The organism is Stenotrophomonas sp. MH181796 (genome assembly GCF_009659995.1).
Taxonomy (GTDB): Bacteria; Pseudomonadota; Gammaproteobacteria; order Xanthomonadales; family Xanthomonadaceae; genus Stenotrophomonas; species Stenotrophomonas riyadhensis.
Map to the genome: position 1 here is coordinate 402,212 of NZ_RAHU01000006.1, position 20,369 is coordinate 422,580.

The following is a 20,369-nucleotide window of genomic DNA, read 5'->3' on the forward strand; positions in this document are numbered from 1 at the left end:
ACCACGCGGGGAGGAAGCCCGAGCGTAACGCAGGGATCGCTCAGGTGTTGTCGACGCCCTTCCAGCCCTGTTCGCCAGCCAGCCGTTGCAGCAACGCCGACAGGTCGCGGGCGAAGCCGGCCATGTCGAACAGCCCACTGTGGTCGCGTGCCTGGGCCACTTCGGCGCGCAGCGTGGCCAGCGCCGCCGGGTCATTGCCCAGCGTACTGGCGGTGGCGATGAATGCCGCATCGTCGGCGACATTCATCCGTACCAGCCCCAGATGGTGGTTGAGGCTGCCGGCCACGCGCGCGGCGAAGGTGTCGCCGGGGCAGGTCAGCACCGGGCAGCCGGCCCACAGCGCGTCGGAGGCGGTGGTGTGTGCGTTGTACGGATGCGTGTCGAGGAACAGGTCGGCCAGCGGATAGCGGGCCAGGTACTGCGGATGTGGCAGCTTGGCCATGAACACCAGGCGTGCCGGATCCAGGCCAGCGGCCTGTGCGGCGCTGCGCAGGCGGGCGTCGGCCTGGCCGGGGCCGGACAGCAGCCACAGCACGCTGCCGGGCACGGCCTGCAGCACCGCGAAGGCGCGGCCCATGCTGCGCGGGTTGAGCTTGTAGCTGTTGTTGAAGCAGCAGAACACCACGCCCTGTTCGGGCAGCCCGCACTCCGCGCGGGACGGTGCCGGCTCCAGCATGCGGGTGTTGTCCGAGGGCTGGAACGCACATGGCAGGCGCAGTACGCGCTCGCTGTAGTGGGGTTCCAGTGATGGCGGCAGAACGAAGCTGTCGCCGATCACTGCATCCAGCCACGGGGCGCCGGACGTGCCGGGATACGCCAGCCAGTTCAGCTGCAGCGGGGCAGGGCGCATCGCCAGCACTTCCGGCGTACCGCCGCCGCCCCAGCCGCGCAGGTCGAACAGCAGGTCGATGCCCTGTGCGCGGATGCGTGCAGCAGTGTCTGCATGGCGCAGCGCGGCCACATCATGCAGCTGCGTGGCCACCTGCAGGCGCTGGCGGATGCGGCTGCCGTCATCCTGGTTCAGCGCGAACAGATGCAGCTGCAATGCCGGGTCATGACGCAGCTGCTCGAACAGGGCCACGGTCAGCAGCCCGGTGGGATGGGCGCCGAAACCATTGGAAAGGAAGCCGATCCGCAGCGGGCCCTGGGAACGCACCTTCACTGGCGGCAACGGCCGCACTGAAGCGGCAACGGCGGATGCACGGGCGCGTGCGCAGGCCAACTGCTCGGCTGCGCTGGCATCTTCGCTGAGGAACGCGAACGGTTCGACCACGCCCTGCCCAGAGGCAAGTGCACCACGTACCTGTGCCGCCAGCGCGTCCACGTCCTGCCAGTCGCACAGGCGACGCTGCCAGGCCAGGCGCTGGGCGGCGATATAGGGCTCGCCCGGCATCAGCGCATGTGCGCGGCGATAAGCCGCTGCTGCGCCTTCGGCATCATCGGCATCTTCCAGCGCATGGCCCAGCCACAGCGCAATGCCCGGGTGCTGTGGGGCCAAGGCCGAGGCCTGGTCGAGCAGCTTCGCCGCATCGGCATGCGCGCCGGCCATCCAGGCCACGCGACCCAACCGTGCCAGCGCTTCAGGGTGGTTCGGGCGCAGCTGCAGCGCACGGCGCGCGGCCTGCTCGCCGGCGGCGATGTCGCCGGCTTCCAGCTCCAGGTCGGCCAGCATCACCAAGGCGACGAAATCGCCGGGCTGGCGTGCGATCGCTTGTTGCAGTTGCTGCCGCTGCTGCCAGGCCGACATGCGACTCAGCCCGCCGACAACTGGGCCAGGGCGTCGACCTGGTGCTCGTGGCTGAGCCGCTGCAGCAGCGGGTCGAGGTCGCCGGCCAGCACGTTGGGCAGGTCGTACAGGGTCAGGCCTTCCACGCGGTGGTCGGTGATCCGGCCCTGCGGGAAGTTGTAGGTGCGGATGCGCTGGCTGCGGTCGCCACTGCCCACCTGCAGGCGCCGCGATTCGGCCTGCGCCGCGTCCTGGCGCTGGCGCTCGGCATCGAGCAGCTGCGCTTTCAGGCGCTTCATCGCCTTGTCGCGGTTGGCGTGCTGGCTGCGCTCGGTCTGGCACTCCACCACCACGCCGGTCGGCACATGGGTGATGCGGATCGCCGATTCGGTCTTGTTGACGTGCTGGCCACCGGCGCCGGATGAGCGGAACGTATCCACCTTCAGGTCGGCCGGGTTGATGACGATGTCATCGACCTCATCGGCCTCGGGAATGATCGCCACGGTGGCTGCCGAGGTATGGATGCGGCCCTGCGATTCGGTGGCCGGCACGCGCTGCACGCGATGCGTACCCGATTCGAACTTCAGGCGCGAGAACGCGCCACGCCCGACCACGCGCGCCACCACTTCCTTGTAGCCGCCATGCTCGCCCGGGCTGTCCGATTCGATCTCGACCTTCCAGCCCTGGCGCTCGGCGTAGCGGGCGTACATGCGGAACAGGTCGCCGGCAAAGATCGCGGCCTCGTCGCCGCCGGTACCCGCGCGCACTTCCAGGAACAGGTTGCCTTCGTCACGCGGGTCGCGTGGCACCAGCAGCAGCGCCAGCTCCTGCTCCAGTTCCTGCAGGCGCGCCTGTGCAGCAGCGATTTCCTCATCGGCCAGCTCGCGCAGGTCGGGGTCGGCGCGCATGCCTTCGGCGGCGGCCAGATCGGCCTTGGCACGGGCTTCATCGGCCAGGGCGATGGCGATCGGTTCAAGTTGGGCGAATTCGCGCGAAAGGTCGCGGAAACGGGTGTTGTCGGCGACCACATCGGGTTCGGCGAGCAGGCGTTCCAGTTCTTCGCGGCGCTCGGCCAGCGCTTCCAGCTTACGGCGCAGGGTCGGCGTCATCGGGTCTCACGGGTGGGTGGCGGTAACCCGGCGTGGCCGGGAACAGGCGCTCGGCGGCGCGGGTCAGGTCAGCATCGCCACTCAGCGCGGCCGCGCGCAGCGCAGCAGTGGGCGGGTGCAGGAGTCGATTGGTCAGGCCGTGGGCCAGCAGTTCCAGCACTTCGTCGGCCGGCTTGCCGTTGGCCAGCTGCTGTCGCGCGCGCTCCAGCAGTTCGGTGCGGGTGGCTTCGCCGAACGCGCGCAGCTGTCGCAGCGGCGCCTGGTGGGCACTGGCCTGCTGGGTCTCGACGAAGCGCGACACCTGAAGGTCGATGATCGCTTCGGCCTCGGCGGCCGCTTCGCGGCGACCACGGCGGTTGTCTTCCACCGCGCGCTCGAGATCGTCCACGGTGTAGAGGAAGGCGTCGTTGAGCGTGCCGACCTCGGCCTCGATGTCGCGTGGCACGGCCAGGTCGAACAGCAGCATCGGCTTGTGCCGGCGCGCGCGCAGGGCCTTGGCCACCATCTCGCGGTGGATCACCGGTTCGCGCGCGGCGGTGGCCGAGAACACTACGTCGGCCTCGCCCAGGTGGCGGTCCAGTTCGGTCAGCGGCAGCGCCACGCCGCCGTGGCGGCTGGCCAGCTCCTGGGCGTGGGCGAGGGTGCGGTTGGCGATCAGCAGCCGGCGCACCTTGCCTTCACTCAGGTGACGTGCAGCCAGCTCGATGGTCTCGCCGGCACCGACCAGCAGCACGGTGGAATCGTCCAGGCGCGCGAACGCGTTCTGCGCCAGGCGCACCGCAGCCGAGGCTACCGACACCGGGTTGGCGCCGACCTGGGTATCGGTGCGCGCACGCTTGGCCACCGAGAAGGTCTGCTGGAACAACCGGTCCAGGCGCTGGCCGAGCAGGCCATGGTCACGCGCGGTCGACCAGGCATCCTTCACCTGGCCGAGGATCTGCGGTTCACCCAGCACCATCGAGTCCAGCCCGGTGGCGACCCGGAACAGGTGGCGCACGGCCTCGGCATCGGCATGCTGGTACAGGTAGCCCTGCAGGTCGCCGGCCTGGCTGCGCAGCCATTGGTCCAGCGCCTGCGCCGATTCGGCCACGGCGTACAGTTCGGTGCGGTTGCAGGTGGACAGCAGCACCGCCTCGGCGATCTGCGGGGTATCGCGCAGCGAACCGAGCGCGCGCGGCAACGCCTCACCGGCGAAGGCCGCGCGTTCGCGCAGCTCCACCGGTGCGGTCTGGTGATTCAGTCCGAGCACCCACAGGGTCATTGTTCAGTTGCTTGCGATAAGCTGCTGGCCATTGGACGACATTTTAAGGCCCCGATGCCGACGATGCCCGCATTGATTCGCATCCCCAGTGTTCTGCTGCTGTCCCTGGCCTGCAGCCAGGCCCTGGCAGCGGTGCCGGCCAAGGCCCCCGTGCGGGCCGCGGCCACTGAGGAACTGGCGCTGGAACCGGTGATGGCCGGTGAATTCGCCCTGCAGGCCGGCAAGCTGGCCGAGGCTGCGCGCTGGTACCTGCAGGCGGCCCAGCAGACCGACGGCGACGCCGGCCTGGCCGAGCGCGCGACCCGCATTTCCATGCTGGCCAACGATGACGCCAGCGCGGCCAAGGGCCTGGCCCTGTGGCAGCAGCGCGCCCCACGCTCGCTGACCATGCGCAGTGCGGCCGGTGCGCTGGCCATGCGCCAGGGCGATGTGAAGGCGGCCCGCACCGAACTGCAGGCGCTGCTGGCCGACCCCGACGAGCGTGGCTGGAAGTTCGCGCTTGCCGCGCTGATCGGCGGTGGCCGTGATCCGGCGGTGCCGGCGCAGGTGCTGGGCGAGCTGGTCGACGCCAACGCCATTCCGCCGAAGATCGAGGCCTGGCAGGAGTTCGGTCGCCTGGCCCTGCGCATGGACAAGCCTGAGCTGGCGCGGCGCATGATCGATGAAGTGGTCAAACGCTTCCCCGAAGAACCGCGCGTGGCGCTGCTGCGTGCCAGCCAGCTGCAGCAGGCGGGCGAGACCGACAAGGCATTGTCGCTGCTGCACGACGTGGAGCCGAAGACCCGCCAGGATCCGGAACTGCGCAATGCCGTGGCCATCGCCTATGACAGCCTCGGCCAGCCCGCCGCCGCCGAGCGCGTGCTGGCGTTCGGCCCGCAGGACGTGCAGACCTGGGGCATGCGCGCCTCGCTGCTCGCCAAGCAGGGCGACAAGGCCGCGCTGTCCAACCTCTACAACGAACTGTCGCGGCAGGCGGCCAAGCCGGATCCGGCGCAGCGCCTGCTGCTGGGCAAGATCGCCGAGTACCTGAAGCGTTATCCCGAGGCGGTGCAGTGGTATCACAGCGTGCCCGGTGGCGATGAACTGAGCGAGGCGCGCCTGCGCGCGGCCAATGCCCAGGCCCTGGCCGGGCGCCTGCCGCTGGCGCTGGATGAAGTGCACGCGATCCAGTCCGATGCGGTGGTCGACGACGATGTGCGCCGCGACGCCTACCTGCTGGAAGCCGAACTGCGCCAGCGCGCCGACGACAGTGCCGGTGAACTGGATGCGCTGGCCCGCGGGCTGGCCGCTTACCCGGATGACAACGGCCTGCTGTACGCCCGTGCGCTCACCTGGGAGCGCCGCGACGACATCCCGCGCGCCGAGGCCGATCTGCGCAAGATCCTGGTGACCGATCCGGAGAACGTGCCGGCTTTGAACGCGCTGGGTTACACCCTGGCCGATCGCACCGGCCGCCTGCAGGAAGCACTGGAGCTGATCGACCGCGCCCGCGTGGCCGAGCCGGACAACGCCGCCATCGTCGACAGCTATGGCTGGGTGCTGTATCGCCTGGGCCGCAAGGAAGAGGCGCTGGTGCAGCTGCGTCGTGCCTGGACCCTGGCCAAGGACCCGGAGATCGCCGCCCATGTCGGCGAAGTGCTGTGGGTGCTGGGCAAGCACGATGAGGCCCGCCATTTCTTCGAAGAGGCGGCCAAGCTCGACCCCGAAAACCGCGCGCTGCTGCGCGCCCGTGAGAAATTCAATCCATGAGTGTTTCCCTGATCCGGCCGCTGCTGTTGGCGGCCGCGACCCTGGCGGTCACCGCCTGCACCAGCGTCGGCACGCAGAAGACCCCGGCGCCGGCCGTGGTCGAGATCGTGTCCGCCGAAGCCGCGCAGGCCGAGGCCGCGCGGGTGGCCGCGCTGCAGGCACAGCCGGACTGGGCTTTCCAGGGCCGGGTCGCGGTCAGCAAGGGCAAGGATGGCGGCAGTGGCCGCATCGACTGGAAGCAGGACGGCCGCCGCTACGTGGTCGAATTGAGCGCGCCGGTGACCCGGCAGAGCTGGAAGCTGACCGGCGATACCCATTCCGAAGCTGGCCGCCTGGAAGGGCTGGCCGGCGGTCCGCGTGACGGCGAGGATGCCCAGCAGCTGCTGTTGGAGGCGACCGGCTGGGACATCCCGGTCAACCAGCTGCCGGAGTGGATCCGTGGCCTGGTGGCCGGCGACGCCGCCGGTCCGGAGAAGGTCGAGCGCGACGGTGAAGGCCGGCCGCGCCGCATGCAGCAGATGGGATGGCAGGTGCAGTACCTGGACTGGTACCCGGCTGAGGCCGGGCGCCCGGCCGTGCCGCGCCGGATCGAGGCCAGCAATGGCGACGCCAAGGTGCGCCTGCTGGTGGACCAGTGGGGGCAGGGCACGCCATGAGTGCCGGGTTCGACGACGCGGGTTGGTCCTGGTGGCCGGCCCCGGCCAAGCTGAACCTGTTCCTGCACATCACCGGCCGCCGCGCCGACGGTTACCACGAGCTGCAGACCGTGTTCCGCCTGCTGGACTGGGGGGACCGCATCGGCCTGCGCCTGCGTGAAGACGGCCAGGTGCGCCGTGAGGGCGAGGGGCTGGCTGGCGTGGCCGAGGCAGATGACCTGGCGGTCCGCGCTGCGCGATTGCTCAAAGAAGTGGCGAATGTCGCGCAAGGTGCGGACATCATCGTTGAAAAGCATGTATCTGCCGGTGGTGGCTTCGGCGGCGGTTCGTCCGATGCAGCCACCGTGCTGGTGGTGCTGAACCGACTCTGGCAGGCGGGCCTGGACGAAGACGCGCTGGCCGCGCTGGGCCTGCGCCTGGGCGCTGACGTGCCGGTGTTCGTGCGTGGCCGCAATGCCTGGGCCGAAGGGGTGGGCGAGCGACTGCGGCCGATCACGCTGGCCCCGGCCTGGTATGTGGTGGTTGAACCGGGCGTTCATGTTCCCACGCCGGTCCTGTTTGCAGACCCGGATTTGACGCGCGACAGCCCAGTGGCGAAAATAGAGGACTTCGCTTCCGGGACCCTGGTCGGGAACGCGTTCGAACCGGTGCTGCGCCGCCGTGAGCCTGCCGTCGAGGCCGCGCTTGCTGCGTTGAGCGACATCGGCACGGCGCGGCTGACCGGTTCGGGAAGTGGTTGTTTCGTCGAGTTCGCATCGCAGGCTGCTGCAGAGCAGGGACGGTCGAAGTTGCCGAAGGAGTTGCGGGCAAGGGTGGCAGCGGGCGTTGCGCGTTCGCCACTGCTGGATGCACTCGAGCAACACTGATTTATCAATGCAGGGGCGTCGCCAAGAGGCCCAAGGCACCAGGTTTTGATCCTGGCATTCGTAGGTTCGAATCCTACCGCCCCTGCCAATAGCGGCTGTGTCCGCGCCTTCCAGCGCATCACCTGCGCGGGACGTGGAAACAACCGCGGTGTTGTCAGCAGCAAGGGTCCATCGGGTCCTTGCCGACTCCGGATCCCCGCCACTCGTCCCCGCCCGAGACAATCATGATGCAAGAGTCCCCGAACCTGCTGGTCTTTTCCGGCAACGCCAACAAACGTCTGGCGCAGAACATCTGCAAGGAACTGGGGGTTCGCCCGGGCAAGGCGCTGGTCTCGCACTTCTCCGATGGTGAAGTGCAGGTGGAAATCGAAGAGAACGTCCGCAAGCAGGACGTATTCGTGATCCAGCCGACCTGCGCGCCGAGCGCGGAAAACCTGATGGAACTGCTGGTGCTGATCGACGCGCTCAAGCGCGCATCGGTGGCCAGCGTGACCGCCGTGGTGCCGTACTTCGGCTACTCGCGCCAGGATCGCCGCATGCGTTCCTCGCGCGTGCCGATCACCGCCAAGCTGGCGGCGAAGATGTTCAGCACCGCTGGCGCTGATCGCGTGCTGACCGTCGACCTGCACGCCGACCAGATCCAGGGCTTCTTCGATATTCCGGTGGACAACGTGTATGCGTCCCCGCTGCTGCTGGCCGACATCTGGCGCGCCTACGGCACCGAGAACCTGATCGTCGTCTCGCCGGACGTGGGCGGCGTGGTCCGCGCCCGTGCGGTCGCCAAGCGCCTGGATGACGCCGATCTGGCGATCATCGACAAGCGCCGCCCGCGCGCCAACGTCTCCACCGTGATGAACATCATCGGTGACGTCGAAGGCAAGACCTGCGTGATGGTCGACGACATCGTCGATACCGCCGGCACCCTGTGCGCCGCTGCCGCTGCCCTGAAGGCGCGCGGTGCGCTCAAGGTCGCCGCCTACTGCACCCACGCGGTGCTGTCGGGCCCGGCGGTGGACAACATCACCAATTCCCAGCTCGACGAGCTGGTGGTGACCGATACCATCCCGCTGAAGGACGCAGCGCGGGTGTGCAGCAAGATCCGCCAGCTGAGCGTGGCGGAAATGCTGGCCGAAACGATGCGCCGCATCGCCTTCGGCGAGTCGGTCAGCTCGCTGTACGTCGACTGAGTTTTTCGTCCCTGCCGGCAACGGCGGGGACATACCCCGGGTGCTTCTGGTCGCGGAAGCATCTTCAACCGCCACGCCGCAAGGCGCGGCAACAACCTGAGTAGTCGAAAATGTCGAAGACCCATGAAATCAAGGTCACCAAGCGTGAACTGCAGCGTAAGGGTGCGAGCCGCCGCCTGCGTCACGCTGGTGTGATCCCGGCCATCGTGTACGGCGGCAACGCCGAGCCGGTCGCCATCAGCCTGGACCACAACGAAATCTGGCTGGCCCAGCAGAACGAGTGGTTCTATGCCTCGATCCTGGACCTGAACCTGGACGGCCAGGTGCAGAAGGTCCTGCTGCGTGACATGCAGCGCCACCCGTACAAGCAGCTGATCATGCACCTGGACTTCCAGCGCGTGAACGAGAACGAAGCCCTGACCGCTTCGGTCCCCCTGCACTTCATCAACGAAGACACCTCGCCGGCTGGCAAGGCTGCCGACGTCGTGGTCACCCACGAACTGAAGGAAGTGACCATCACCTGCCTGCCGAAGGACCTGCCGGAGTCGATCGAAGTCGACCTGGGCGAGCTGAAGGCCGGTGACGTGGTGTACCTGTCCAACATCAAGCTGCCGAAGGGCGTGGAAATCCCGGCCCTGGCGCTGGGCAAGGACCACGACGACGCCATCGTCACCGCCAAGGCCGGCAAGGCCGACGCGGCTGACGAAGAAGCGGCTGCCGCCGAGTAATACCGCTACGGTGCCTGCCTCCGGGCAGGCACCGTATTGGAAGGAACCATGGCAGGACTGCGACTGATCGTCGGTCTGGGCAACCCCGGATCGGAACACGTCCGGACCCGGCACAATGCCGGGTTTCATTTCGTTGAGGCCCTGGCGGAAAAAGCCGGTGCGCGATGGAATGTGGACAGCAAGCTGTTCGGTGAGACCGCCAAGGTCGAGATCGCCGGGCAGACGGTGTGGCTGCTCAAGCCCGCCACCTTCATGAACCTCAGCGGCAAGTCGGTCACCGCCGCACAGCGGTTCTGGAAGATCGAGCCGGAAGAAACCCTGCTGGCCCACGACGAACTGGACCTGGCGCCCGGCGTGGCGCGGCTGAAGTTCGACGGTGGCCACGGTGGCCAGAACGGCCTGCGCGACACCATCCGCCTGCTCGGCCACGGCAAGTTCCATCGCCTGCGCGTGGGCATCGGCCATCCTGGCCACAAGGACCGCGTGGTGGGTTGGGTGCTGGGACGCCCTTCCAAGGACGATGAAGTACTGATTTCTCGCGCCATCGACGATGCCATTGATGTGATGCCGCTGGCAGTGCAGGGCGATTTCAGCGAAGCGATGAAGCGGCTGCACACCCCGAAATAAGCGGTAGGTACCGACCGCTGGTCGGCAACGGGCATCAACCGGCCCGGTAGTTGCCAACCTTGGTTGGCAGATGTTGAACGCCGAGATGGATTGGCCAAGCAGCGCGCGCGCTGTTTCACCAATCACTTTCACCCCAGAGAGCTGTCACCCATGGGTATCAAATGCGGCATCGTCGGCCTGCCCAACGTCGGCAAGTCGACCCTGTTCAATGCGCTGACCAAGGCGGGTATCGCCGCGGCGAACTTCCCGTTCTGCACCATCGAACCGAACGTCGGCATCGTGCCGGTGCCGGATCCGCGCCTGAACGAGCTGGCAGCGATCATCAACCCGCAGAAGGTCATCCCGACCGCGGTCGAATTCGTCGACATTGCCGGCCTGGTTGCCGGTGCCGCCAGCGGTGAAGGCCTGGGCAACAAGTTCCTGGCGCACATCCGTGAAGTCGATGCGATCACCCACGTGGTGCGCTGCTTCGAGAACGCCGACGTCATCCACGTCAACAACAAGGTCGACCCGATCTCGGACATCGAAACCATCGATACCGAGCTGGCGCTGGCCGACCTGGACAGCGTCGAGAAGGCGCTGAACCGCGCCGAGCGTGCGGCCAAGGGCGGTGACAAGGACGCCGCGGCGCGCAAGCCGGTGCTGGCCAAGCTGCAGGCGGCGCTGTCCGACGGCAAGTCCGGCCGTTCGGTGGGCCTGGACGAGGAAGAGAAGGCGCTGGTGCGCGATCTGTTCCTGCTGACCCTGAAGCCGGTGATGTACATCGCCAACGTGCTGGAAGACGGTTTCGACAACAACCCGCACCTGGAAGCCGTGCGTGCGCATGCTGCCGCCGAAGGCGCGCAGGTGGTGCCGGTGTCGGCCGCGATCGAAGAAGAGCTGTCCCAGCTCGATGACGAAGACCGCGATACCTTCCTGGCCGATCTGGGCCTGAGCGAGCCGGGCCTGAACCGCGTGATCAACGCGGCCTACAGCCTGCTCGGCCTGCAGACCTACTTCACCGCCGGCGTGAAGGAAGTCCGTGCGTGGACCGTGCGCAAGGGCGCCACCGCCCCGCAGGCCGCCGCGGTCATCCACACCGACTTCGAGAAGGGCTTCATCCGCGCTGAAACCATCGCGTATGACGACTTCATCAAGTACAAGGGCGAAGCCGGCGCCAAGGAAGCCGGTCGCCTGCGCCTGGAAGGCAAGGAATACCGGGTGCAGGAAGGCGACATCCTGCACTTCCGCTTCAACGTCTGATCCAGCAGCAGCGGATCGACCCCGGACGCCCCGCCTTGTGCGGGGCGTTCGCGTTTCTGGTGATGGACAAAAAAGCACCAGGCTGCGAAACGCTTGCGGTGCGACGTTTGCCGGCACTTGTCCACAGCAAACTCCCATCACTTTCCACGCCGGATGTGGAAAACCGTGGGGTCGGATCCCTTTCCACGGGAAAGGGCTCCGACCCCGATCAGTGCAGTCGGACCGTGGACAGAATTTCACCACGCTTCGAAACGCCTGCGTGGCAACACTCCCACCCACTTGTCCACATCAAATCCCAACCACTCTCCACGACGGGTGTGGAAAACCTCTAACGGGCATGGACAAAAAACAGCCACGCCCTGAAACGCTTGCCACGTGCGGTTCGCAGGCACTTGTCCACATCAAACCCCCATCGCTTTCCACGCCGCGTGTGGAAAAAAGAACCCGGCACTCCCTTGCCGGGTTCTTCCCGCATCACCAGTTGTACGAAAGACCCAGCTGGGCACCGACATCGCGGAAGCCCATGCCACCGCTCTGCCGGCTCAGTTCACCCCAGCCGCGCCAGCCGCCGGACAGATCCACCTGCACGCCGGCCTTGGCTTCGTAGATGTCGCGCGGCAGCTGCCGCTGCAGCCGCTCGCCGTCCATTGCCAGGCCTGCGCCATTGCCACCGGACCACCAGTTCACCGCTACGTACGGGTGCACCTGGCCCTGCGCCGGGCTCAGCCCACGGCTGTAAAGGCGCAGGCCGAGGCGGGTACTGGTCTCGCCACCACCACGGTCCTCGACCACCGTGCCGTTGGCTTCGACCACGCGGTCGCTGTCATAGCGGCTGTGCACCACCTGCAGCTGGGGTTCCAGATAGACGCCGCGCTGCGCGCTGCGCTGAAGTGGCAGCACATAGCCAGCCTCGGCCGACGCACTCCAGCTGCGGGCGTCATAGCGCTCCTTCTGCAGGCCTTCGCCCTGCACGCTGTTGCGGAAGCGGCCGTATTGCAGCCAGCCATCCACATAGGCGCCGCCCTCCATGCGCGCATCCTGCAGCCAGGTGGCATAGGCACCCACGCTGGTGCCGGTGACCACGCCACGCGCGGTGTAGCCGGTCACCTGCGAGCGGCTGTCATTGCGCGCGCGGCCATGGCCGAGCATCGCACCTGCCTGCAGTTCGCCCGTGCCCCCCACCTCGAAGCGGCGTCCGCCGCCGACCAGCACGCTGCTGGTCTGGCCATCGACCTGGACCTGGCGGTTGCGGTCGTGGCTGTCGGGCTGCGCACTGCGAAGGTGCATCCAGGCCACGCCGTCACTGCTGGCACCGGCCTGGGTGGCGGGATCACCGGCGCGGTCGTGCAGGCTGTGCCGGAACATGCCCAGCGCGGAACTGCGGTTGGCCAGGTAGGCCGCCGGTTCCGGGCGTTCCACCTGCGGGCGCGGCGGATCGATTGGCGGCTCCGGCGGCAACGGCGGATCGATCGGCGGTTCCGGCGGAGCCGGTGGGTCGACCGGAGGCTCTGGCGGCTGTGGCGGGTCGACCGGGGGTTCCGGCGGATCGACCGGCGGCACGTATTCCGAGCGCAGGTACCAGTTGCCATCGTCCGGGGTCGACACGCCGCCCTTGAACAGGAAGTAGTCGTAGGCGCCGGCGACCGCGCGGCCCTGCAGGCTGAACTGTGCATCCGACTGGCCAGCCACGGTGATCAGGCGGATGCCCTCCTGGGTCAGCGCACCGGCGCCGCCGGCATTGCGCACGCTCACGCTGGCGGTGCCGCTGCTGTTGCCGTTGATCACCAGCTGGTCGCCCGCCGATGTGTCGTCGCCCAGCGCGCGGTTGAAGATCCACTGGCCCCCGTTGCCCACGTAGTCGCCGCTGACAGTGACGGTCTTGAAGCCGCCCGCCGCCGGCGCATCGAAGGCGATGGTGCCGGCGTGTTCGAGCGCGCCGACGCTGGAACTGTCACGCACGTTCCACTGGCTGCTGCCATCCAGCGCCAGCTGTGCGACCTGGTAGCCGGAATCGTCGCGCAGCGCACCGCTGAACTGCGTACCGTTGCGCAGCACCATGTGTACGTCAGCCGTTGCGCTGTCCACCACCACGTCGCCGCGCAGCGTACTGGCGTCGGCGCTGAAGTCGATGCGGCTGGTCGCCACGCTGCTGCCATCGGTGAACACGGTGTCGCTGACCCGCAGCAAACGGCCGCTGCCGTCGCCTGCGGTCACGTCGCTGCCATTGACGGTCAATGCGTGGTTGCTGCCCTGCAGCCAGAACGCGGCGCCACTGGCGGTCTCGATGTGGCTGTCATTGAAGGTGGCACGGTTCCAGTACGGGCCGAACGCGGTCAGGTAGGAGCGGTAGGCGCCGCTGTTGCTGCCGGTCATGCGGATGTCCAGGCGATCGGCCTGGGTCAGCCGCGCCGTGTTCATGTGCACGATGCCGAACACGTTCTCGCCGTCGCTGCGGATCGCAACGTTGTCGAGCAGCGCGGTGGCGGTGGAGCCGCCGATGAACACGCCGCCGCCGCCGTTGCCGCGCACGTCGATCACGCTGCCGTTCGCTTCGATGCGGCTGGCGGTGCTGCCGGTGGAACCGGTCACGCGCACGCCGTAGGTCGCATCACCGTGCGTGGTGATCCGGCCACCCTGCACGGTGGCGACGCCACCGGCGATCTCTACGCCGTAGCCGTAGGTGTCGGTCCAGGTATCGATGGTGCTGTTGGTCAGCTGCAGGCGCGACTCGTCGCTGGCCAGCCAGAATCCGGAATAGCCATCGCGTACATCGAACGCGGCGTCGCGGGCGGTCAGCTGGCCCCAGTTGTTGATGTTCACGCCATAGCCGCCGACGGTGTAGAAGCGGCCGCCGTTGATCACCGCGCTGGAATAGGTCTTGCTTGCACTGCTGCCGAGCAGGCGCATGCTGCCACCCACCGAGTGCGCTTCCACGTTCTCCAGCAGCACGCTGCCGCCGCTGCCGATGTCGAACCAGCCGCCGTCCATGTAGGTGTCGTACAGCTCGGCGCGGCTGCCCGCGCCATCGACCGCGATGCCGGCGAGGATGCCGCCGGGGGCGAGGGTGATCCGGCTGTTGCGGATGGTCAGCAGGCCGGCACTCTCGGCGCGCAGGCGCGCGCCGCTGTCGGCACTCATCTGCAGGTTGTCCAGATGCACTTCACTGCCCTTGCCGGAGGCGCCGACCAGAGTGCCGACGCCGCCGGTCATCGCAATGCGGCCACCGGTGTAGCGGATCACGCCTCCGTTGTAGGCCTGCACGCTGGCATAGCCGCTGCCGTTGCGGATGGTATCGATGTCGACATCGCGTGCGTCGATCACGCTGCCGGCACCATTGGCATACAACGCATAGAAGCCCGTGCCGGTTGCTGGTGCGATCGACAGTGTTGCGCCGCGCAGCTGTACCTGGCCGCCATTGGCGGCGGTCACAGCGCTGCCATTGCCGGTCACATTGATCCGGCTGCCGTCGATCAGTGCGTTGCTGCCGGTACCGGTGACGGTGAGTGCGAAACTGCCCGCGCTGTGATTGAGGACATCATCTGCGCCAAGCTGCAGGCTGTCACCGTCACTGACCTGCAGCGGGCCGGTGAGCTCTGTCGCATATGCAGGCAACGCCGCCCACAATGCGGTGGCCAGCAGGCTGGGGATGAGGGGCACGCGCGTGGCGCGCGCGCACCCGGACGCACGGCGCTGCCGTGTGGGGGAGGCATTCATGCTGATGGACTTCCTGTGGCAGGGCGCAGCGAGGCTGCGTGGACTGACGCGGCGACGCCGCGTCGCTGCGGAAGCCACATGTGACGGCGCCGGGAGGCGCCATCAGGCTTCCGTCCCCCAGGGTGATGCAGCGACAACCGGCAGGCGCACCATGGCGGGATGTGTCCAGCCTAGAAATCGGCGCTGTCCGATGGAATCAGGCGTTTCCTAAAGCCATTGCAGGCCCCCGTGCAGAGCCTGCGGGGTTCAGCCGGGAGTGGGCCTCAGGCGAACAGCGAGACCTGCAGGCAGTACTCGATCAGTGCCTGGTCGCTGTCCACGCCGAGCTTGCGCATCGCGCTGATCTTCTGCGTGCTGACCGTCTTGGCACTGCGCTGCAGCTGGCGCGCGATGTCGCGCACGCTCATGCCGCCGGTGAACAGCCGGATCACTTCCAGTTCGCGTGGCGACAGGCGTGCACGTACTCCATCGGCATCAGCGGGTTCGCTGGCGGCCACCGGGAGCAGTCCCGGGGGCCGGTAGATGCGGTCGGCCAGCACGACGCGCAGGGCCTGCACCAGGCTGCCCAGTCCATGGCTCTTGAGCACCACGCCGCCCGCGCCCGCTGCATACATCGCGGCCACCAGCGAGGGGTTGGAGACCATCGTCAGCACCAGCAGGCGCGTGTCCGGGTAGCTGCGGCGCAGGAACGAGATCAGCTTGATGCCATCACCGAGCTGGTCGCTACCGGGCATGCTGTAGTCGGTGATCACCGCCTGTGGCCGGGTCTGCGTCATCAGTTCGATCAGTCTGGCCGGGTCGGCGGCTTCGCCAACGATTTCCAGATCCAGTTCGCCGGCCAGCACATCGCGGATGCCGGCAAGCACGATCGGGTGGTCGTCGGCGATGAGGATCCGTGTGGTCATGGCAGGGTCGAGTCGTCAGGGAGGGAAGGGGGCGGGGCATCGGGCAGAAGATCCAACAGCCGCAGCAGCCTGCGCTGGAAACCGTTCAACGGTCCGGCCAGCTCGGCCAGCCCGTCGCCGCGTGCGATGCATTGCTCGATCTGCAGGCCACTGTCCACCAGCGCAGGCGCGCCAACGATGACCAGTGCGCCGCGGATGCGGTGCAGCACCTGTGCTACGTCTCCGGCGTCGGCTGCCGCGATGGTCTCACGCAGGCGGTCCAGATCGGCATGCATGGTCTGTACGAACAGTGCCCGCATCTTCGCGGGTACCTGCAGCGGAGGGTCGTGGTCGGTCGCTGTACTGGGTGCCGGGGCGTCCGCAGGTGGCGACGCTGCTGCGTCCCCGCTGCTGATCCGGCTCAGCAGGCGTTGCAGTGCTTCAAGCGTGATCGGCTTGACCAGCACACCCTGCATGCCGGCCTCCCTGCAGCGCTGTCGTTCGGCGGGATCGGCATTGGCAGTGGCGCCGTGGATCGGCACATCGGCCCCGCGCGCCCGAAGTGCGCGGGACAGCCCGTAGCCATCCAGCCCGGGCATGTTCAGATCGGTCAGCACCAGCCCGAACACACCCTGCTGCCAGTAGCCCAATGCTTCATTGCCATTGCTGGCGACCACGGCACGGCAACCCAGCTGTTCCAGCTGGTCGCGCAGGATCGCCTGGTTGATCGGATTGTCCTCGGCCACCAGGACCTGCAGGCCAAAGCGGCGCGTTGCCGGCAGTCGACCTTCGGCGCTGGCCGCCAACGGCTGGCCGCTGGCAGTCGCCAGTGCGGCCACAATGGCATCGAGGCGATGCAGGCCCACTTGCCAGCTGCCGTTGATCAGCTGCGCGCGCGCGCCTCCATCACGGCAGGCGAGCACGCGCGCACCGCCATTCCATGCCGGTGGTTCACCGTCCAGTACCAGGTCGAGCAGTACCGTCGCCGGTGGCAGGTGTAGCGTGATGTCCTCCCGGTAGACGCTGGCGGTCGCACCACGTTGCTGCAGTCGTTCGCACAGGGATTGCACCAGTTCACGCGCACTACCCCGGACCTGCACCTGCAGGTTTGCGGGCAGCCTTGGCTGGGGCGACTGCAGAGGGTCTGGCAGCGCCGGTGGCAGCGGCAGTTCAATACTGAAGCTGCTGCCCAGGCCACTCTCGCTCACCACGCGTAATTGACCTTCCATCAGTGCCGCGAGGTGGGCGCAGATGGCCAGTCCCAGCCCGGTTCCACGCATCGCATCGGTGCCTGGGTTGGCTTGGAAGAACGGTTCGAACAGATGGGACTGGTGCTCGCTGGCGATACCGATGCCGGTATCGGTCACCTGCCATTGCAACCAGCAGCGTTCCTCCTCCCAGCGTGCCGAGACGCGCACGACCACGCGGCCACTGTCGGTGAACTTCAGTGCATTGCTGATCAGGTTGTTGAGTATCTGGCGGATCCGAGCTGCATCGCCGCACACCGAAGTCGGCACGTCCGCATCGATGCAGGCATAGAACTGCAATCCCTTGTTCGCGGCCGCAGCGGCGTAGGAATCCAGCGCGTCTTCGCTCAGGCGCACTGGATCGAATGGGCTGGGCTCAAGGCTCAGTTGGCCGGCCTCGGCCTTGCTCACGTCAAGAATGTCGCTGATCAGTTGCATCAGCGTCGAGGACGAGCGCTGGATCGTGGCCAGGTAATCCTGCTGCTTCGCATCCAGTGGTGTCAGGCCCAGCAGTTCAAGCGTGCCGAGCACGCCGTACAGCGGGGTGCGGATCTCGTGGCTCATCGTCGCCAGGAACTGGCTCTTGGCCCGGTTGGCCTGGTCGGCGGCGCGCCGCGCCTGCTGCAGCACCTGTTCGGCTTCGTGCTGGCTGCTGAGATCGATGAACAGGCACAGTACTGCCGGCTCGCCGCGATAGCGTGCCGGTGTTGCCTTCACCAGCAGATGGCGGCCATCCGGTGTGGCGTAGGCCAGACCATCGCCGAGCGTGGTGCCTCCTGCGGCGAGCACGCTGCGCCGCCATGGACCGTACCAGCCTCCCGCATGGTGATCTTCGCCCAGCCAGTTGCGGGCCAGGGCGTTGTCCAGCAAGACAGTCCCATCGGTGCGTCGCAGCAGGCACAGCCCGATCGGCGCGTTGTCCAGGATGGTGCGGCTGAAGGCTTCACTTTCCAGCAGGCGTGCATGGTTGCTGCGCAGTGGCTCGATGACCGAACGTCGATACGCACGCAGCACCAGCGTGCCACCCAGTGCCAGCAGCAGCGCAACCACCGTTGCCCCCAGCAATGGACCCTGTGGATGCTGCAGGACCTGCTGCCAGCTGACGTGGTAGACCGCCAGCCACCCTCGATCACTGCGCATGAGGAATTTCAGGCCGGCGATGCCGGCCTGCCAGGAGGTTCCCGCATTGCTGGCGTCGGTGGCATCGCCGAGCAGCGGTCGGCCATCGGGAGTGAACAACGACAGTTGCTGGAACACCGGCACACCCAGAACCTGCCGGTAGTCATCGACCCGCGCCGGATCGAGCAGGCAGGCCAGCGCCGCCAGTGAGCTGTCGCTGCTCTCGCCCCACAGGCGTGCATCCTGTGGGGCATGGGCGATGGCCAGCAGGCGGGTCTGTCCATCGCGCCACGGCACTGCGACCCAGGCGATACTGCCGCGCTGCAGGGCGGGCTGGCTGCGCATTGCCCGGTGGATTGCCGCGATCGCCGGGCGCAGGTGGTGCGGACTGTTCTGGCTCGCATCCGCACCGGACATCTGTACGGGTGCCAGCAGGCCGCGCGTGCCCTGTCCATCGACCAGCAGGCAGTGTGGTGGGGGATAGTGCGAAGCCGACCAGAACGTTCCGTAGAAGCGCAGGAAACGATCACCCAGCTCGGTCGGCGGTCGGGACGCCGCGCCGTCGCCCTCGTTGCCGATCAGCACGAAATTGGCGAACAAGGGTCCGCGCTGCAGTTCAACGCTGGCATCCGGCACCGGCTGGCCGCGCGCACCGACATCATGCAGCCGCCATTGGCGAAGGAACCTTTCCTGTTCGAGCAGGGTTCCATCCAGTCGGCGGAAGTGGTATTCGATCTTGCTGCGCTCTTCGTTCAACAGCTGGGTGCCGGTGGACAACAGCAATCCGGCCTGCAGGGTGGCCAGCACCACCACGCCGATCAGCAGTGCGTGGACGCGCAGGGAGCGGCGAGCGAGTCGTCGTACGGGAGCGGCCTCGGCCGGCATGGCAGGTCTCGGAGCAAGGGGCGGTCAGTGGCACTGTATGGCGCCCGGCGGGCGCCCGGTTCTGCTGCACAGACAGGATCGTCAATGCCACTTGATGGATCCGTGAAGCCGATGTGCAGCCGGCTTCAACGCAGGATGACCGGATGGACGTCGTCCATGCGCGGTGCCTCCTCGTCCAGCAGGCGAGTGAACTCATCTGACGGCAGCGCTTGCGAGATCAGGAATCCCTGCACCTGGCTGCAGCCGAGCCGGCGCAGTGCCGCCAGGTCGGCATCGCTTTCCACGCCTTCGGCCACGATGGTCAGGCCCAACTGGTTGGCCAGCGCGATGATGGTCGACAGCGTCAGATGCAGGGCCGGATCACGGGCACAACCGCTGACCAGTGCGCGATCGATCTTGACCTCGGTGAACGGCGTGTTGACCAGGTTGTGGACCGAACTCAGGCCCTGCCCGAAGTCGTCCTGTGCCAGGCCGAAGCCTTTCATGCGCAGGCGGCACGCCCCGGCATAGAAATCACTGACATGGCGTGTGGTGCTGTTCTCCATCAGCTCGAAACACAGTTCGCCAGGTGTGCCGCCCAGTGCCAGGGTCATCGCAAGCAGTTCATCGGGCAGGTCGGACTGCTCCAGCAGGTGCGGCGGCAGGTTGATGGAAACCGGTACCCGGAAGCCCTGCTTGCGCCAGCGGGCCTGCGCTTTGATGCTGGCCTTGAGCATCATCCGCAACAGTTCGCCCTCCAGCCCGTGGCGGCATATCGCTGGCAGGAAGCTGCCGGCGGCCAGCGTTCCCTGCAGCGGATGGCGCCAGCGCACCAGTGCTTCAGCCGCAACGACGCGCCCGGACTGCAGTGACTTCTTCGGCTGGAACCAGGCCGTGAGGCTGCCGTCGGCCATCGCCTGACGCAATTGCTGGACGTCGGGTTCGGCGAGTAGCGTACTGCGTGCCGGAGCGGCGTCCGCCGACGGACGTGACTGTGCCAGTGCTTCAAACAGAGCGTCGACGTCGGCGGCGGCAACCGGCTTGGACAGCAGGCCGATCACCTCCAGCCCGAGCGATTCGGCCATCAGGCGTGCCGAGGTCATCATGCGCCGGGACGCCGCGCTGACAACGGCAAGGCGTGGTGGGCGCGGTTGGGCGGCCAGCGCCTGGATGAACTGGATGCCGTCCTGTCCCGGCATCAGCAGGTCGCTCACCACCAGATCGTAGGCTTGGCAGGCGCAGAGTGCGATCGCCGCTTCCACGTCCTCGCAGGCATCGACCTGCACCCCGTCGCGGCTGCCGAACAGATTGGCGAGGTAGCCTCGCTGGAAGGGCTGGTCTTCCAGGATCAGGATGCGCTGGGTCATGCGGGATCTCCTTCAGGATCAGG

At 67.5% G+C, this 20,369-nt stretch carries 14 protein-coding genes and 1 tRNA gene; 8 read left to right on the forward strand and 7 right to left on the reverse strand.

The genetic code is table 11. From position 1 onward, the window contains the following. Positions 1–40: 40 nt before the first annotated feature. From D5301_RS17010 to hemA, 3 genes are read right to left on the reverse strand one after another with little or no spacing between them, the layout of a single operon-like run. The gene (locus D5301_RS17010; protein ID WP_153856344.1) at positions 41–1,747 is read right to left on the reverse strand and encodes a tetratricopeptide repeat protein; all 1,707 of its coding nucleotides are present in this window, start codon (positions 1,745–1,747) and stop codon (positions 41–43) included. Positions 1,748–1,752: 5 nt separating this feature from the next. Continuing rightward, entirely contained in the window at positions 1,753–2,835 is a 1,083-nt protein-coding gene (prfA, locus tag D5301_RS17015) for a peptide chain release factor 1 (RefSeq protein WP_010481754.1), read from the reverse strand. Then, positions 2,813–4,096, reverse strand: a complete 1,284-nt coding sequence (gene hemA / locus D5301_RS17020; protein ID WP_110711128.1) for a glutamyl-tRNA reductase — start codon at positions 4,094–4,096, stop codon at positions 2,813–2,815. Before hemA ends, prfA begins: the two co-directional genes overlap by 23 nt. A gap of 63 nt (positions 4,097–4,159) precedes the next feature. Here hemA and D5301_RS17025 point away from each other — a divergent pair, with 63 nt between their 5' ends. The 8 genes from D5301_RS17025 (at position 4,160) to ychF (ending at position 11,151) form a co-directional block, all read left to right on the forward strand. Continuing rightward, positions 4,160–5,845 carry a tetratricopeptide repeat protein gene (locus D5301_RS17025; protein WP_180847556.1) on the forward strand — a complete coding sequence of 562 codons (1,686 nt, stop codon included), beginning with the start codon at positions 4,160–4,162 and terminating at the stop codon, positions 5,843–5,845. Further along, positions 5,842–6,501 carry a lipoprotein insertase outer membrane protein LolB gene (gene lolB, locus D5301_RS17030; RefSeq protein ID WP_153856346.1) on the forward strand — a complete coding sequence of 220 codons (660 nt, stop codon included), beginning with the start codon at positions 5,842–5,844 and terminating at the stop codon, positions 6,499–6,501. The genes D5301_RS17025 and lolB overlap by 4 nt, the downstream gene beginning before the upstream one ends. Further along, a complete protein-coding gene (gene ispE, locus D5301_RS17035) occupies positions 6,498–7,367 on the forward strand; it encodes a 4-(cytidine 5'-diphospho)-2-C-methyl-D-erythritol kinase (protein ID WP_153856347.1) in 870 nt (289 codons plus the stop codon). Before lolB ends, ispE begins: the two co-directional genes overlap by 4 nt. An 11-nt stretch (positions 7,368–7,378) precedes the next feature. After that, a tRNA-Gln gene (locus D5301_RS17040) sits at positions 7,379–7,455 on the forward strand. Positions 7,456–7,594: 139 nt separating this feature from the next. Continuing rightward, the gene (locus D5301_RS17045; RefSeq protein ID WP_005415400.1) at positions 7,595–8,554 is read left to right on the forward strand and encodes a ribose-phosphate diphosphokinase; all 960 of its coding nucleotides are present in this window, start codon (positions 7,595–7,597) and stop codon (positions 8,552–8,554) included. Positions 8,555–8,664: 110 nt separating this feature from the next. After that, complete coding sequence (locus tag D5301_RS17050) at positions 8,665–9,282, forward strand: 50S ribosomal protein L25/general stress protein Ctc (protein WP_014036085.1); 618 nt, start codon at positions 8,665–8,667, stop codon at positions 9,280–9,282. A 48-nt stretch (positions 9,283–9,330) separates the two neighbouring features. Further along, positions 9,331–9,909, forward strand: coding sequence for an aminoacyl-tRNA hydrolase (gene pth / locus D5301_RS17055; protein WP_153856348.1), 579 nt, complete (start codon positions 9,331–9,333; stop codon positions 9,907–9,909). Between the two features lie 150 nt (positions 9,910–10,059). Then, complete coding sequence (gene ychF / locus D5301_RS17060) at positions 10,060–11,151, forward strand: redox-regulated ATPase YchF (protein WP_049462700.1); 1,092 nt, start codon at positions 10,060–10,062, stop codon at positions 11,149–11,151. Between the two features lie 474 nt (positions 11,152–11,625). Here the strand turns inward: ychF and D5301_RS17065 are convergent, their stop codons facing one another. From D5301_RS17065 to D5301_RS17080, 4 genes are all read right to left on the reverse strand, one after another. Further along, complete coding sequence (locus D5301_RS17065) at positions 11,626–14,865, reverse strand: autotransporter outer membrane beta-barrel domain-containing protein (RefSeq protein ID WP_153856349.1); 3,240 nt, start codon at positions 14,863–14,865, stop codon at positions 11,626–11,628. A gap of 263 nt (positions 14,866–15,128) precedes the next feature. Then, on the reverse strand, positions 15,129–15,770 hold the full coding sequence (locus tag D5301_RS17070) for a response regulator (protein ID WP_110711138.1): 642 nt from the start codon (positions 15,768–15,770) through the stop codon (positions 15,129–15,131). Further along, positions 15,767–19,000, reverse strand: coding sequence for a hybrid sensor histidine kinase/response regulator (locus D5301_RS17075; protein ID WP_153856350.1), 3,234 nt, complete (start codon positions 18,998–19,000; stop codon positions 15,767–15,769). Before D5301_RS17075 ends, D5301_RS17070 begins: the two co-directional genes overlap by 4 nt. A 125-nt stretch (positions 19,001–19,125) precedes the next feature. Beyond that, positions 19,126–20,346, reverse strand: a complete 1,221-nt coding sequence (locus D5301_RS17080; RefSeq protein ID WP_153856351.1) for an EAL domain-containing response regulator — start codon at positions 20,344–20,346, stop codon at positions 19,126–19,128. Positions 20,347–20,369 lie beyond the last annotated feature (23 nt).

Excerpts from the sequence above, each read along its gene's own strand:
- D5301_RS17010 (WP_153856344.1), bottom strand. The coding sequence starts at position 1,747 with ATGTCGGCCTGGCAGCAGCGGCAGCAACTGCAACAAGCGATCGCACGC.
- prfA (WP_010481754.1), bottom strand. The coding sequence starts at position 2,835 with ATGACGCCGACCCTGCGCCGTAAGCTGGAAGCGCTGGCCGAGCGCCGC.
- hemA (WP_110711128.1), bottom strand. The coding sequence starts at position 4,096 with ATGACCCTGTGGGTGCTCGGACTGAATCACCAGACCGCACCGGTGGAG.
- D5301_RS17025 (WP_180847556.1), top strand. The coding sequence starts at position 4,160 with ATGCCCGCATTGATTCGCATCCCCAGTGTTCTGCTGCTGTCCCTGGCC.
- lolB (WP_153856346.1), top strand. The coding sequence starts at position 5,842 with ATGAGTGTTTCCCTGATCCGGCCGCTGCTGTTGGCGGCCGCGACCCTG.
- ispE (WP_153856347.1), top strand. The coding sequence starts at position 6,498 with ATGAGTGCCGGGTTCGACGACGCGGGTTGGTCCTGGTGGCCGGCCCCG.
- D5301_RS17045 (WP_005415400.1), top strand. The coding sequence starts at position 7,595 with ATGCAAGAGTCCCCGAACCTGCTGGTCTTTTCCGGCAACGCCAACAAA.
- D5301_RS17050 (WP_014036085.1), top strand. The coding sequence starts at position 8,665 with ATGTCGAAGACCCATGAAATCAAGGTCACCAAGCGTGAACTGCAGCGT.
- pth (WP_153856348.1), top strand. The coding sequence starts at position 9,331 with ATGGCAGGACTGCGACTGATCGTCGGTCTGGGCAACCCCGGATCGGAA.
- ychF (WP_049462700.1), top strand. The coding sequence starts at position 10,060 with ATGGGTATCAAATGCGGCATCGTCGGCCTGCCCAACGTCGGCAAGTCG.
- D5301_RS17065 (WP_153856349.1), bottom strand. The coding sequence starts at position 14,865 with ATGAATGCCTCCCCCACACGGCAGCGCCGTGCGTCCGGGTGCGCGCGC.
- D5301_RS17070 (WP_110711138.1), bottom strand. The coding sequence starts at position 15,770 with ATGACCACACGGATCCTCATCGCCGACGACCACCCGATCGTGCTTGCC.
- D5301_RS17075 (WP_153856350.1), bottom strand. The coding sequence starts at position 19,000 with ATGCCGGCCGAGGCCGCTCCCGTACGACGACTCGCTCGCCGCTCCCTG.
- D5301_RS17080 (WP_153856351.1), bottom strand. The coding sequence starts at position 20,346 with ATGACCCAGCGCATCCTGATCCTGGAAGACCAGCCCTTCCAGCGAGGC.